Genomic DNA, 14,227 nt, shown 5'->3' with positions numbered 1-14,227 from the left:
TTACTCGTCCTTACCTTTTTGCTGGGCTTTTTTGGCGCGCAGCTTGTCCATGAGCTTGCGCGCAACGCCCAGTTTGTTGTCTTGCGGGGTGCGCGAAATGGCCAAGGCGCCATCGGGCACGTCTTTGTTGATGACGGCGCTTGTGGCTGTCATGGCATTGTCGCCCACAGACACGGGGGCGATCAGCATTGTGTTGGAGCCGATGAAGGCATGTGCGCCAATCTGGGTGTGGTGCTTGAACACACCGTCATAGTTGCAGGTGATGGTGCCTGCGCCAATGTTTGTGCCCTCGCCGATGGTGGCATCGCCAATGTAGGTCAGGTGGTTGGCTTTTGCGCCCTCGGCCAGTGTGGCGTTTTTGATCTCAACGAAGTTGCCGACATGCACATTCTCGCTCAGCTCGGCCCCCGGGCGCAGGCGGGCGTAGGGGCCAACAACAGCGCCACGGCTGACATGTGCGCCCTCAAGGTGGCTGAACGCGCGGATGTGTGCGCCGTTTTCAATGGTCACTTCAGGGCCGAAGACGACATTGGGTTCGATGATGGTGTCGGGGCCGACATAGGTATCGTGGGCAAAGAAGACAGTTTCGGGCGCGGTCAGGGTGACGCCGCTTTCAAGGGCTGCGCGGCGGGCGCGGGCCTGAAAGGCCGCTTCGGCAGCGGCAAGATCGACACGGGAGTTGACGCCCATGGTTTCGGCTTCATCGCAGGCCACAGCTGTGGATGTGAGGCCTGAGGTGCGCGCGAGGCCTATGATATCGGTCAGGTAGTATTCACCGCTGGCATTGTCATTGGTGACTTGGGCAAGCAGGCTGAACATATGCTCACGGGAGCAGAGGATAACGCCGCTGTTGCAGAAGGTTATCTCGCGCTCTTCATCGGAGGCATCTTTGAATTCGACGATGCGCTCAAGCGTGTTGCCATCCATGACAAGGCGGCCGTAGCGGGCGGGGTCTGCGGCTTCAAAGCCGAGCACGACCACATCATAGGTTGCGCGCGCGTCTGTCATGGCGGCGAGGGTTTCGGGGCTGATGAAGGGCGTGTCGCCGTAAAGCACCAGCACATCACCTGCGGCATTTGCCAATGCGTCTTTTGCGCAAAGCACAGCGTGGCCTGTCCCGTTCTGTTCTGTTTGCAGTACGATCTCGGCGCGCGCGTCATAAGCGCGGGCGGCGGCGCTGACCTCATCGGCGCCGTGGCCTGCAACAACAACAGTCTGCTCTGGCTCAAGGCTCGCGCCGGCCTTCATGGCATGGATCAGCAAAGGCGCGCCTGCAACGGCGTGAAGCACTTTGGGGCTGTCGGAGTTCATCCGCGTGCCTTTGCCTGCGGCGAGAATGATCAGGTTTGTGCTCATTGGTTTTGCTTGCCTTTTTCTGTTGTGGCCCGTTTTATCTGCTCTGGCGCATAGCACAAGTGCGCAATGATCAAGCAATGTTGCGACATGTGACAATTGGGGAGCAGGGATGGAAACGGTTATATTCGATTTGGACGGCACGCTGGCAGATACAAGTAAAGATTTGCTTGCGGCGGCCAACGCCTGCTTTCGCCAGATGGGGGAGGGCGATGTGCTCACCCTGGCTGATGCGGGTGTTGCGCTGCGCGGTGGCAAGTTCATGCTGCGTGCGGGGCTTGCGCGGCTCGGGCGGCCAGATGACGCGGTTGTCGAGGCCTATTATCCAGTGTTGCTTGAGGCTTATGCCGAAGCGTTGGACACACATACTGTCTTTTATGACGGGGCGCTTGAGGCTGTCGAGGCGCTCAAGGGTGATGGGTTTGGCGTGGGCATTTGCACCAACAAGCCTGAGGGGCTGGCTGTGGAGCTGATGCGCCGTATGGGCGCGCTTGAGCGCTTTGGCGCGCTTGTGGGGGCAGACACCCTGCCTGTGCGCAAACCTGACCCCGAGCCGCTCTTTGAGACGGCGCGGCGCTTGGGTGGAGATCCGAAGCGGTGTTTGCTGGTGGGTGACAGCGACACCGACCGTAACACCGCCCGCGCGGCGGGTGTGCCTTCGGTTTTGGTGACGTTTGGGCCCTCGGGTGAGGACATGGCGGCTTTGGAGCCTGAAGCGCTCTTGCATGACTATGCCGATTTGCCCGCCCTTGCGCATGCTTTGCTGCGCGCGCCCAAGAGCTAGGGCTTTCGGGTTTTGGCAAAGCAAGTTTTAAGCGGGCTAAAAGTTATTCACGGGTGATTGACGTGGCGCACAGGGACGCTCAGAAAGACGCTATGACAGAGATATTCAAAGGCAGTTTCACCCAGCAAGAGCCGATCCCCGAAGAGGGGATCGAAGCTGCTGTTGCTGTGATGCGCTCGGGGCGCTTGCACCGTTATAATCTTGGGGCGGGGGAGCTTGGCGAGGTCGCTTTGCTTGAGCAGGAATTTGCGGCTGCGATGGGGGTGAAATACTGTCTTGCGGTGGCTTCCGGTGGCTATGCGATGGGCTGTGCGCTGCGTGCCTTGGGCGTTAAGCCGGGCGACAAGGTGCTGACCAATGCCTTTACGCTGGCGCCTGTGCCGGGGGCGATTGCGAGTGTTGGGGCTGTGCCTGTTTTTGTCGGGGTGACAGAGCAGCTGACCATTGATCTGGATGATCTGGCTGCCAAGGCCGATCAGGCCGATGTGCTGATGCTGAGCCATATGCGGGGGCATCTGGCGGACATGGATGCGCTTATGGCGCTGTGCAATGCGCGTGGTCTTCGCGTGGTTGAAGACTGCGCCCATACGATGGGGGCCGCGTGGCGCGGGCGGCTTTCTGGCACTGACGGGATCATCGGGTGCTACTCGACACAGACCTACAAGCACATGAATTCGGGCGAGGGCGGATTGCTCATCACCGATGATGCCGAGGTCGCAGCGCGGGCGATCATGTTGTCAGGCTCGTACATGCTGTTTGAGCGCCATCTTGCAGCGCCGCCGCCTGAGGCTTTTGCCGAAATCAAATATCAAACCCCCAATGTCTCAGGGCGGATGGATCATTTGCGCGCGGCGATTTTACGCCCGCAACTCAAGCGCTTAGCCAGCCAATGCGCGGCGTGGAATGCGCGCTACAGGGCTGTTGAGGCGGGCTTGCAAGACACTGCTGGCCTAACGCTTGTGACGCGGCCCGAGGTCGAAGACTACGTGGGCTCTTCGATCCAGTTTCTCCTGCTGGACTGGCCTGAAGACAAGGTGGCCGAGGTTCTCAGGCGCTGTGCGGCGCGGGGTGTGGAGCTGAAGTGGTTTGGCGGCGCGGAGCCTGCGGGCTTTACCAGCCGCTATGACAGCTGGCGCTACGCGCCAAGCACGCCGATGCCCAAGAGTGACCGTATTCTGAAGGCGATTGTTGATATGCGTCTGCCGCTGACCTTTAGTGTGGAGGATTGCGAGATGATTGCGCGGATCATCAAGGCCGAGGTGAGCGCCGTTTTTCAGGCGGCATAGCCGATAAGCCTTTGATCTATATCCCTTATCACAAACGGGTTAAGGCGGGTTAAGCCTGTCGTTTTGCTGCGTTAAGATATCAAGAAACCCGATTTTCGGGGGGGTGATAGGCGTGCACCCCCTGTGCACCATGCGTGCACCGCCTGTGCGCAGGTGTGTTAACAGAAATTAACTTAACGCAGCGTTCGGCGCGCAGGCTTGGCGCGCGCGCCTGCACGTCGCGCCACTTGCTCGCCAGTTGCTCAGCCTGTGCAAACCATCTGTTGCCTCGAATCGAGAGCTGCGCTAGTAAATGAACAAGTGTTCAATAAATTGGAGGCAGCTCATGTTTATGGGGTCTATGAAGTTTGATTTGGGCGAGGACGTAAACGCCCTACAGGATATGGTGCATCGCTGGGCGCAAGAGCGCGTGAAGCCGATGGCCGCAGAGATTGACAGCAAGAACGAGTTTCCACCCGAGCTGTGGACAGAGATGGGCGAGCTTGGCTTGCTGGGGATCACCACACCTGAGGAATACGGTGGCGCTGGCATGTCTTATCTGGCGCATGTGATCGCTGTGGAAGAGATCGCGCGGGCCTCTGCCTCGGTGTCGCTCTCCTATGGTGCGCATTCCAACCTTTGTGTGAACCAGATCAAGCTGAACGGCACGCATGAGCAGAAGATAAAATACCTGCCCAAGCTGCTCAGCGGTGAGCATGTTGGTGCGCTGGCCATGTCCGAGCCAAGCGCTGGCTCTGATGTTGTGTCGATGCAGCTGCGCGCAGAGAAGAAAAACGACCGCTTTGTGCTGAATGGCAACAAATACTGGATCACCAATGGCCCCGATGCAGAGACACTGGTTGTCTATGCCAAGACCGACCCAGAGGCAGGGGCCAAGGGCATCACCGCCTTTATCGTCGAGAAGTCGATGGCAGGGTTCAGCACCAGCCCGCATTTTGACAAGCTGGGGATGCGTGGCTCGAACACGGCCGAGCTGATCTTTGAGAATGTTGAAGTGCCGTTTGAAAACATCCTTGGCGAAGAGGGCAAGGGCGTGCGCGTGCTGATGAGCGGGCTGGACTATGAGCGCGTTGTGCTTGCAGGGATCGGCACGGGCATCATGGCGGGCTGTATGGATGAGGTTATGCCCTATATGGCAGAGCGCAAACAGTTTGGTCAGCCAATCGGGAACTTCCAGCTTATGCAGGGCAAGATTGCCGATATGTACACCAAGATGAACTCGGCGCGCGCCTATGTCTATGAAGCGGCCAAAGCCTGTGACCGTGGCGATATCACCCGTCAGGATGCAGCGGCGTGCTGTCTGTATGCCTCCGAAGAAGCCATGGTTGTGGCGCATCAGGCTGTGCAGGCCTTTGGCGGCGCGGGCTATCTGAGCGACAACCCTGTCGGGCGTATCTTCCGCGATGCCAAGCTGATGGAGATCGGCGCGGGGACAAGCGAGATCCGCCGTATGCTGATTGGCCGCGAGCTGATGGGGATGTATCTCTGATGCTTCGTGCTGTGCCAACATATGAGGCGCTGCGGGAGGGCTTTGACTGGGCGCTTCCCGAGCGGCTCAATATGGCGGCGCAGGTTTTGGCGCATCCTGCCGATCAGGTGGCGATCCTTGATCTGAGCCATGGGCGCAACGAGGTCACCTATGGTGAGCTTGCGGCCATGGCGGGCAGGCTGGCGCTTGCTTTGTCACAGCGCGTTCAGCGCGGTGACCGTGTGGGTGTGTTGTTTTCTCAAGATGCCTGGTGTGCTGCGGCGCATATTGCGATCTGGAAGATCGGGGCGATATCTGTGCCTTTGTTCAAGCTTTTCAAGCGCGATGCTTTGGAGAGCCGTATCGGGGACTCAGGGCTTGAGATTGTTGTGACGGATGCCGAAGGCGCCGGTATGCTCTCGGGGCTGGCCGAGGCGCTTTTGCCTGAGGATCTGCCTGAGGGCGATGTGGCGATGGTGGACACGGGGGCCGAAGAGCCAGCTGTGCTCATCTATACCAGCGGCACCACGGGCAAGCCCAAGGGCGCGCTGCATGCGCATAGGATGCTCACGGGGCATTTGCCCGGTGTTGAGATGAGCCATGACTTTCTGGGCCAGGAGGGCGATGTGATCTGGACGCCCGCAGACTGGGCGTGGATCGGCGGGTTGTTTGATGTGCTGATGCCAGGCTTGGCGCTGGGGGTGCCTGTTGTGGCGGCGCGCTTGCCGAAGTTTACCGCCCTTGAGGCGGCGCGGATTTGCCGCGAGGGCGCTGTGCGCAATGCGTTTTTCCCGCCGACGGCCCTGAGGATGCTCAAGGCCGCGGATCAGCAGATCGCGGGTTTGCGTTCTGTTGCTTCGGGCGGGGAGCCTTTGGGCGCGGAGATGCTCGCTTGGGGGCGTGAGGCTTTCGGGGTGAGTATCAACGAATTTTACGGACAGACCGAGTGCAATATGACGGTGTCCTCCTGCGGGGCGCTGTTTGCGCCCAAGGCCGGCGCGACGGGCAAGGCTGTGCCCGGGTTTGATGTGCAGGTGATTGACGCTCGCGGCGAGGTTACGGATGCGGAGGGCGATATTGCCGTGAAGCGCGGCTGCGCCACGATGATGCTTGAATATTGGAACAAGCCCGAGGCCACGGCAGAGAAGTTTCGGGGCGACTGGCTTGTGACGGGGGACCGTGGTGTGATGGAGGGAGACTTCATCCGCTTTGTGGGCCGCGAGGATGATGTGATCTCCTCGGGGGGCTACCGTATCGGGCCTGCGGAGATTGAAGACTGCCTGATGACCCATAGCGCGGTGGCGACTGTGGGGGTTGTGGGCAAGCCTGATGCGCTGCGCCACGAGATTGTGAAAGCCTATGTGGTGCTCAAAGACGGGGCGGTTGCCAGTGCCGACGAGCTGCAAACATGGGTGAAGACGCGGCTGGCGGCCTATAGCTATCCGCGTGAAGTGGAATTTTTAGACGCCTTGCCGATGACGGTGACAGGCAAGGTGATCCGCAAGGAGCTGAAGGCGCTTGCGACGAAGGAGAGTGAGACATGAAGTTACAAAGCCAAGCCATCGCCACGAGCGAACAGTTCAAGGCCAACCAAGCGGGGCACCTTGAGGCGCTGCGTGTTGTGCGAGAGGCGGCAGAAGCTGCTGCACTGGGGGGCGGAGAGCGCTCGCGCGAGCGCCATGTGAGCCGTGGCAAGATGTTGCCGCGTGACCGTGTGGCAAACCTGCTGGATGCGGGCAGCCCTTTTCTGGAGATCGGCGCAACGGCGGCGCATGGCATGTATGACAATGCCGCCCCTGCGGCGGGTGTGATTGCGGGGATCGGGATGGTCAGCGGGCAGGAGTGCATGATCGTTTGCAACGATGCCACGGTGAAGGGGGGGACATACTTCCCCATGACCGTGAAGAAGCACCTGCGCGCCCAAGAGATTGCGCAAGAGAACCGCTTGCCCTGTATTTACCTCGTGGACAGTGGCGGGGCCAACCTGCCGCAGCAAGACGAGGTCTTCCCTGACCGCGACCACTTTGGCCGTATCTTTTACAATCAGGCCCAGATGAGCGCCAAGGGCATCCCGCAGATTGCAGTTGTCATGGGCTCCTGCACGGCGGGGGGCGCTTATGTGCCTGCGATGTCGGATGTGACCATCATTGTGAAAGAGCAAGGCACGATCTTTCTGGCCGGGCCTCCTTTGGTCAAGGCTGCCACGGGCGAGGTTGTCACCGCCGAAGACCTTGGCGGGGGCGATGTGCATACGCGGCTTTCGGGTGTGGCTGATTACCTTGCGGAGGATGATGCACATGCTCTGGCCCTTGCGCGCCGTGCGGTGAGCCATTTGAACCGCCAGACGCCAACCACGGTAGACTGGCAGAGCAGTGAAGAGCCTGCCTATGACCCTGAAGAGATCTTCGGGGTGGTGCCAGCAGACCTGCGCACGCCTTATGACATTCGCGAGGTGATTGCGCGCACGGTCGACGGCTCGCGCTTTGACGAGTTCAAGCCGCGCTATGGCGAGACACTGGTCACAGGCTTTGCCCATGTGAAGGGCTGCCCCGTGGGGATCATTGCCAACAACGGTGTGTTGTTTTCCGAAGCGGCCCAGAAGGGCGCGCATTTTGTCGAGCTGTGCAGCCAGCGCAAGATACCGCTGGTGTTCTTGCAGAACATCACAGGCTTCATGGTGGGCCGTAAGTACGAGAACGAAGGCATCGCGCGGCACGGGGCCAAGATGGTGACGGCTGTGGCCACCACATCTGTACCCAAGATCACCATGCTTGTTGGCGGCTCCTTCGGGGCGGGCAACTACGGGATGGCGGGGCGGGCTTACTCTCCGCGCTTTTTGTGGAGCTGGCCCAACTCGCGTATCTCCGTCATGGGGGGCGAACAGGCGGCCGGTGTCTTGGCCACGGTCAAGCGCGACGGGATCGAACGCACAGGCGGCACGTGGTCGGCGGAGGAGGAAGCCAAGTTCAAACAGCCCACGATTGATATGTTTGAAGAACAGGCGCATCCGCTTTACGCCAGTGCCCGACTTTGGGATGATGGCATCATTGACCCGCGCAAGAGCCGCGATGTGCTCGCGCTCAGCCTGAGGGCTGCGCTGAATGCGCCCATAGAGGAGACACGCTTTGGCGTGTTCAGGATGTAAGCCATGAGCCAGATGCCTGACGAGGGACAGTTTCAGTACGGCCCACGCGACCCTGTGACAGGCGCGCGCTGGGTGACCGTGAGCCCGGCCATGGCACGTGCGCACCCCAAGGGCGGGCTCAACCTGCCGATCTATCTGATTGTGCTTTATTTGGTCGCTCTGGCGGCGGTCAGGTTTTACGAGTTTACCCAGCTCGGCTTTGGCCTCTCGGCGCTTGTTTTGTCGGTGGTGCCGATGTTGGGCGCGCTGGGGCTTTATTTTCGGGTGCCGTTTGCCGTGGTTCTGATTGTGCTGATCTTTGCGCTCAGCGCCTACCAGCTTGTCACCGCGATTGGCAGTTTGAACGCGCTGGGGCTGTTGCAGGTTCTGGCTGTGGGCGCGATGGCTGTCTATTTGCTCGGAAGTGAACGGGCCAACCTGATTTACCGCCACCGCTACCGCAGCTTTAAGGGGCCAGAATGAAAAGCTTACAAGAGATCATTGATGCCAACCCCGAGGCGGAGACCTTTCGCTTTGGTGACAGCAAGGCGCTGTGCGACGAAATCCTTGCGCTTGTGCGGGCCGGGACAAAGACCGCGACCTGTGAGGCCTTGCACCACTACGGCAAGGGCGGCGACGAGATGCCCGAGGCGGGGCGGCGCGATGTGGCGCTGGAATGGGATGGCACGCCTGCTGTGATGCTGGAGACTGTCGAGGTGACCACCCGCAGGTTCAGCGAGATGGACGCCGCGTTTGTCGCGGCTCAGGGCGAATTCAGAGATTTGGAACACTGGCGCAAGGGCTATGAAGCCTATTTTCGCCGCACGGGCGGGTTTGATCCGGACATGAAGCTCATGTGCGAGCGGTTCCGCGTGGTGGAAGATTTTGGAGGAAACGATGTTTGATAAGATACTGGTCGCCAACCGTGGCGAGATTGCCTGCCGTGTGTTTGAGAGCGCGCGTGCGCTGGGGGTGCGGACTGTTGCTGTGTATTCAGACGCCGACCGCGCGGCCAAACATGTGGCGCTGGCGGATGAGGCTGTGCATATCGGCGGCTCTGCTCCGTCCGAGAGCTATTTGCGCGGCGATGTGATCATTGCGGCGGCCAAGGCCACGGGCGCGCAAGCGATCCACCCGGGCTACGGCTTTTTGAGCGAGAACCCGGATTTTGTGGAAGCTGTCGAGGCGGCTGGCCTTGTCTTTATCGGCCCGTCGGCCAGCGCCATTCGGGCCATGGGCCTGAAAGATGCGGCCAAGGCGCTGATGCATGAAGCAGGGGTGCCTGTTGTGCCCGGCTATCACGGGGCCAATCAGGACGCGGCATTTCTGGCCAAGCAGGCAGATGAGATCGGGTATCCTGTGCTCATCAAGGCGGTGGCTGGCGGCGGTGGCAAGGGGATGCGCCTTGTTGAGGCGGCGGCAGAGTTTATGGACGCTTTGGACAGCGCCAAGGGCGAGGCCAAGACCGCGTTTGGCAACGAAGATGTGCTGATCGAGAAGTTTGTCACCCAGCCCCGCCACATTGAGGTGCAGGTCTTTGGCGATGGTCAGACAGCTGTGCATCTGTTTGAGCGGGATTGTTCGCTTCAGCGCCGCCACCAGAAGGTGATCGAGGAAGCGCCAGCCCCCGGTATGACCCAAGAGGTGCGCGCCGCGATGGGCGACGCAGCGGTGAAAGCCGCAGAGGCGATTGGCTACCAAGGCGCTGGCACGGTTGAATTTATTGTTGATGGCTCTGACGGGCTGCGGGCCGATGGCTTCTGGTTCATGGAGATGAACACCCGCTTGCAAGTGGAGCATCCTGTGACCGAGGCGATCACGGGGGTTGACCTTGTGGAGTGGCAGCTGCGCGTGGCGGCGGGCGAGGGCCTGCCCAAGCAGCAGGACGAGTTGACCATCACGGGGCACGCTTTTGAAAGCCGCCTTTATGCCGAAGATGTGCCCAAGGGCTTTTTGCCTGCCACGGGCACGCTGGCGCATTTGGCCTTTCCCGAGGGCGCGCGCGCTGACAGTGGTGTGCGCACGGATGATACGATCAGCCCGTTTTATGACCCGATGATCGCCAAGATCATCACCCATGGGCCAAGCCGCGCGGTGGCGCTCAAGCGCATGGCGCGGGCCTTGCAAGAGACGCAAGTGGCTGGAACGGTGACCAACCTGTCTTTCCTCGGGGCGCTTTGCGCACATGAGGGCTTTGCGGCGGGCGAGGTCGACACAGGGCTGATTGGCCGCGATATCGACAGGCTTGTGGCCGCGCCGATGCCAACGCAGGAAGACTGCGCCTTGGCGGCGCTTGTGGCGCTTGGGCTGGACAGCGCTGACTGGCCAACAGGCTTTCACCTCTGGAGCGCGATGCGGCGGACGGTGACCCTGTGCTTTGGCGAGGAAGAGATGCTGGCTGTGGTCGAGAGCCTTGGCGCTGATGCGCATGATGTGACGCTCGGGGAGGCGCGTGTTGCGGCGCGCCGCGTGGGCGGGCGCTGGATGTTGAACGGGAAAACCGCGCCTGAGGCCCGCCGTGTCGGGGCGCAAGTCTTTGTTTTTGCACAGTATGGCCTGAGCTTTGATGTGATCGACCCGCTGGAGCGGGCGGCCTCGGCGGGGGCAGGGGCTGCGCTGATTGAAGCGCCGATGCCGGGCCTTGTGAAGGCGGTCTTTGCCCAAGCGGGCCAAGAGGTGAAGGCGGGTGACAGGCTGGCTATTTTGGAAGCGATGAAGATGGAGCATGCGCTTTTGGCCGCGCGCGACGGGATTGTGGCCGAAGTGCTGGTTGAGGCCGGAGCGCAGGTTGATGCGGGGGCCGCGCTCATTCGCCTTGAAGAGGAAGAGGCGGAGGTGGCGGCATGATCACGCTTCACCATGTGCCGCAAAGCCGCTCGATGCGGGTGCTTTGGCTGCTCAACGAGCTGGAAGTGCCTGATTTTCAGGTGCAGGTGCACCCTTTTGACAAGTCGTTGCGCCACCCCGAATTTCTCACGCTGAGCCCTGCGGGGCGCGTGCCTGCGATGGAGATCGAGGGGGAGCGGATGTTTGAGAGCGGTGCAATGATCGAGTATCTTTGCGAGCGCTTTCCCGAGCGCAACCTCGGGCGCGAGGCGGGCAACCCTGATCGCATGGCGTGGCTCACGTGGTTACATTTTGCCGAGACGGTCACAGTCCATGCGGCGGCGCTCACCCAGCAGCATATCATGCTCTATGAAGACCATATGCGCTCGCCCTATATTATGCAGCTCGAGGCCAAGCGGCTGGCCAAATGTTATGAGGCGATTGAGGCGCGGCTGTCGACACCCGTAGAGAACCGCGATTATCTGCTCACCTCGGGCTTTTCGGCGGTGGATATTGCCGTGGGGCAGGCGGTCTATGTGGGGCAGCACTTTGCCAAGCTTGATGCCTATCCCGAGCTGCGCGCGTGGTATGAGCGGATCACAGAGCGCCCCTCGTTTGCGGCCACGCAAGCGGTGGGCGCGCAGAAGCTTTACACCAAGCCGTTTTATGCGCCTTGGCCCGTGCCAGAGGGGCGTGCATGATGAGCGGTTATGTCGAGATTTTTGAGGTCGGCCCGCGGGACGGCTTGCAGAACGAAAAACGCCAGATCCCGACAGCGGAGAAGATCGCCCTTGTGGATTGTCTCTCTGACGCTGGGTTCAAGCGGATCGAGATTGCCAGCTTTGTCAGCCCCAAGTGGGTGCCGCAGATGGCCGATAGCGCCGATGTTCTGGCGGGGATCACGCGGGCAAGCGGCGTGTCTTACGCGGCTTTGACCCCCAATATGCGCGGCTTTGAGGGCGCGGTGGCGGCCAAGGCCGATGAGATCGCGATTTTCGGGTCGGCTTCGGAAGGGTTTTCGCGCGCCAATATCAATGCGAGCATTGCAGAGAGCCTTGAGCGCTTTGCCCCTGTGGCGCAAGCGGCTCAAGCGGCTGGCCTGCCCGTGCGCGGCTATATTTCCTGTGTCACAGACTGCCCCTATGACGGGGCGACCCCGCCTGAGGCCGTTGCCCGCGTGGCGCGGGCTTTGCGCGAGATGGGCTGTTATGAGATCAGCCTTGGCGACACGATCGGACAGGCGCGCCCCGAGAGCATTGATGCGATGCTGGCGGCTGTGCTTGAGGAGGTGCCAGCTGGTGAGGTGGCAGGGCACTACCACGACACAAGCGGCCGGGCGCTTGATAATATCGAGGCCAGCCTTGCGCGCGGTGTGCGTGTGTTTGATGCGGCTGTGGGCGGCTTGGGCGGATGCCCCTATGCGCCCGGCGCGGCTGGCAATGTGGCGACAGAAGCGGTCCACGACCGCCTGATAGCGCTTGGATATGACACGGGGCTTGAGCGCGCGGTGCTGCTCAAAGCCGCCGAGATGGCGCGGGCCATGCGCGAGGAGACGCAGAATGTATGAGACCATCGAAATCGTCACAGACACGCGCGGCGTTGCCACGCTTTGGCTGGCGCGCGAAGACAAGCACAATGCGCTGAGCGCGCTCATGATCCGCGAGCTGACAGCGGCTGCCGAAGCGCTTGGCGCAGACGAGACTGTGCGCGTTGTTGTGCTGGCGGCCAAGGGCAAGAGCTTTTGTGCCGGTGGCGATTTGCGCTGGATGCAGGAGCAGATGGAGGCCGACGCCGAGACGCGCCGCGCAGGGGCGCGGGAGCTTGCGATGATGCTCAATGCTTTGAATGAGCTGCCCAAGCCGCTCATTGCACGGGTGCAAGGCAATGCCTTTGGCGGCGGGATCGGGATGATGTCTGTTGCGGATGTCGCGCTTGGGGTGCCTGGGGCGAAGTTTGGCCTGACGGAAGTAAAGCTCGGGCTTATTCCGGCCACGATCAGCCCTTATGTGCTGGCGCGGATGGGCGAAGACCGCGCGCGGCGTGTGTTTATGTCGGCGCGCTTGTTTGAGGCCGAGGAGGCGCGCGCGCTCAACCTCTTGGCGCAGGTGGTGGAGGCCGAGGCGCTTGACGCCGCGGTCGAGGCCGAGGTGGTGCCTTACCTTGCGGCGGCCCCCAAGGCTGTGGCTGCGTCAAAAGCGCTCGCCCGAAGCCTCGGGCCCGCCATCACACCTGCCATCATCGAGGCCACAATCGACCGTCTTGTGGAGACATGGGAAGGCGAGGAAGCCCAAGAAGGCATTGGCGCATTCTTTGAAAAGCGCAAGGCATCCTGGGTGCTCTGAAGCGGCTGCTTGCTCCACATATAGATTTTAATGAATGTAACGGTCTGTCGGTTGACCCTGCCATGGGGCGGGAGTAAACCCATTTGCAATGAAAAGCTGCCACACCTATGCGCGCTGTTGCGCATGAAAGGAGCCTCACGTGGACGAGATGCTTCGGGAATATCTTCCCATTTTGATCTTACTTGTTATCGCCATTGGCCTTGGACTTGTCCTTATTTTAGCGGCCTTGGTCCTTGCCGTTCGAAATCCTGACCCTGAAAAAGTGTCGGCTTACGAGTGCGGATTTAACGCATTTGATGATGCCAGAATGAAGTTTGACGTGCGGTTTTACCTCGTGTCGATTCTCTTCATCATCTTCGATCTCGAGATCGCGATGCTGTTTCCCTGGGCTGTGGCCTTCAAAGACATCAGCATGGTCGGCTTCTGGTCGATGATGGTTTTCCTCGGTGTGCTGACAATCGGCTTTGCCTATGAGTGGAAAAAAGGAGCGTTGGAATGGTCATGACATCGACAGGCATCCAGACGGGCCTGAACACGGCGGGTGTGGACAAAGAAGCCTCGACGCAGGCTCTGAACGCCGAGTTGCAAGACAAGGGCTTTTTGCTGACCTCGGCAGAAGACCTTGTGAATTGGGCGCGCACAGGCTCGCTGCACTGGATGACATTTGGTCTGGCGTGCTGTGCTGTTGAAATGATGCACACATCCATGCCGCGCTATGATGCCGAGCGCTTCGGCATTGCGCCGCGCGCCTCGCCACGTCAGTCAGACGTGATGATCGTGGCTGGCACGCTGACCAACAAGATGGCGCCTGCGTTGCGCAAGGTGTATGACCAGATGCCGGAGCCGCGCTATGTGATTTCGATGGGGTCATGTGCCAATGGTGGGGGCTACTACCACTACAGCTACTCTGTTGTGCGGGGCTGTGACCGTATCGTGCCCGTAGACATCTATGTGCCAGGGTGCCCGCCCACTGCGGAAGCACTGCTCTATGGTATCATGCAACTTGCGCGCAAAATTCGCCGCACAGGAACGATTGTGCGCTAA

At 60.6% G+C, this 14,227-nt stretch carries 14 protein-coding genes; 13 read left to right on the top strand and 1 reads right to left on the bottom strand.

Features of this window, described 5'->3' with window-relative positions; all coding sequences use genetic code 11:
- Nucleotides 1-1,356 carry a bifunctional UDP-N-acetylglucosamine diphosphorylase/glucosamine-1-phosphate N-acetyltransferase GlmU gene (glmU, locus tag ACTG3X_RS04245; protein ID WP_439109991.1) on the bottom strand — a complete coding sequence of 452 codons (1,356 nt, stop codon included), beginning with the start codon at nucleotides 1,354-1,356 and terminating at the stop codon, nucleotides 1-3.
- A 109-nt stretch (nucleotides 1,357-1,465) separates the two neighbouring features.
- Here glmU and ACTG3X_RS04240 point away from each other — a divergent pair, with 109 nt between their 5' ends.
- The 13 genes from ACTG3X_RS04240 to ACTG3X_RS04180 all read left to right on the top strand — a co-directional run bounded on the left by ACTG3X_RS04240 (nucleotide 1,466) and on the right by ACTG3X_RS04180 (nucleotide 14,227).
- Nucleotides 1,466-2,137, top strand: a complete 672-nt coding sequence (locus tag ACTG3X_RS04240; protein ID WP_439109990.1) for an HAD-IA family hydrolase — start codon at nucleotides 1,466-1,468, stop codon at nucleotides 2,135-2,137.
- 92 nt (nucleotides 2,138-2,229) lie between these two features.
- Complete coding sequence (locus tag ACTG3X_RS04235; protein WP_439109989.1) at nucleotides 2,230-3,423, top strand: DegT/DnrJ/EryC1/StrS family aminotransferase; 1,194 nt, start codon at nucleotides 2,230-2,232, stop codon at nucleotides 3,421-3,423.
- Between the two features lie 325 nt (nucleotides 3,424-3,748).
- Entirely contained in the window at nucleotides 3,749-4,912 is a 1,164-nt protein-coding gene (locus ACTG3X_RS04230; protein WP_439109988.1) for an isovaleryl-CoA dehydrogenase, read from the top strand.
- Nucleotides 4,912-6,435: an AMP-binding protein gene (locus ACTG3X_RS04225; RefSeq protein ID WP_439109987.1), complete on the top strand. Its 1,524-nt coding sequence runs from the start codon at nucleotides 4,912-4,914 to the stop codon at nucleotides 6,433-6,435. Before ACTG3X_RS04230 ends, ACTG3X_RS04225 begins: the two co-directional genes overlap by 1 nt.
- Nucleotides 6,432-8,036, top strand: coding sequence for a carboxyl transferase domain-containing protein (locus ACTG3X_RS04220; RefSeq protein ID WP_439109986.1), 1,605 nt, complete (start codon nucleotides 6,432-6,434; stop codon nucleotides 8,034-8,036). Before ACTG3X_RS04225 ends, ACTG3X_RS04220 begins: the two co-directional genes overlap by 4 nt.
- 3 nt (nucleotides 8,037-8,039) lie before the next feature.
- A complete protein-coding gene (locus ACTG3X_RS04215; RefSeq protein ID WP_439109985.1) occupies nucleotides 8,040-8,498 on the top strand; it encodes a hypothetical protein in 459 nt (152 codons plus the stop codon).
- Nucleotides 8,495-8,920, top strand: a complete 426-nt coding sequence (locus ACTG3X_RS04210; protein WP_439109984.1) for an ASCH domain-containing protein — start codon at nucleotides 8,495-8,497, stop codon at nucleotides 8,918-8,920. The genes ACTG3X_RS04215 and ACTG3X_RS04210 overlap by 4 nt, the downstream gene beginning before the upstream one ends.
- Entirely contained in the window at nucleotides 8,913-10,862 is a 1,950-nt protein-coding gene (locus tag ACTG3X_RS04205; RefSeq protein WP_439109983.1) for an acetyl/propionyl/methylcrotonyl-CoA carboxylase subunit alpha, read from the top strand. The genes ACTG3X_RS04210 and ACTG3X_RS04205 overlap by 8 nt, the downstream gene beginning before the upstream one ends.
- Nucleotides 10,859-11,542: a glutathione S-transferase family protein gene (locus tag ACTG3X_RS04200; RefSeq protein WP_439109982.1), complete on the top strand. Its 684-nt coding sequence runs from the start codon at nucleotides 10,859-10,861 to the stop codon at nucleotides 11,540-11,542. The genes ACTG3X_RS04205 and ACTG3X_RS04200 overlap by 4 nt, the downstream gene beginning before the upstream one ends.
- Nucleotides 11,542-12,408 carry a hydroxymethylglutaryl-CoA lyase gene (locus ACTG3X_RS04195; protein WP_439110114.1) on the top strand — a complete coding sequence of 289 codons (867 nt, stop codon included), beginning with the start codon at nucleotides 11,542-11,544 and terminating at the stop codon, nucleotides 12,406-12,408. The genes ACTG3X_RS04200 and ACTG3X_RS04195 overlap by 1 nt, the downstream gene beginning before the upstream one ends.
- Nucleotides 12,401-13,183 (top strand): crotonase/enoyl-CoA hydratase family protein, encoded by a 783-nt coding sequence (locus ACTG3X_RS04190; RefSeq protein WP_439109981.1) that lies wholly within the window; start codon nucleotides 12,401-12,403, stop codon nucleotides 13,181-13,183. Before ACTG3X_RS04195 ends, ACTG3X_RS04190 begins: the two co-directional genes overlap by 8 nt.
- Before the next feature lie 139 nt (nucleotides 13,184-13,322).
- Entirely contained in the window at nucleotides 13,323-13,688 is a 366-nt protein-coding gene (locus ACTG3X_RS04185; protein WP_439109980.1) for an NADH-quinone oxidoreductase subunit A, read from the top strand.
- Nucleotides 13,685-14,227, top strand: a complete 543-nt coding sequence (locus ACTG3X_RS04180) for a NuoB/complex I 20 kDa subunit family protein (protein WP_439110113.1) — start codon at nucleotides 13,685-13,687, stop codon at nucleotides 14,225-14,227. Before ACTG3X_RS04185 ends, ACTG3X_RS04180 begins: the two co-directional genes overlap by 4 nt.

The sequence above is a fragment of the Lentibacter sp. genome, from assembly GCF_965658795.1.
In the GTDB taxonomy this organism is placed as follows: domain Bacteria; phylum Pseudomonadota; class Alphaproteobacteria; order Rhodobacterales; family Rhodobacteraceae; genus Lentibacter.
Note: the sequence above shows the minus strand (reverse complement) of the source record. Positions and strands in the feature narration are given on the sequence as shown.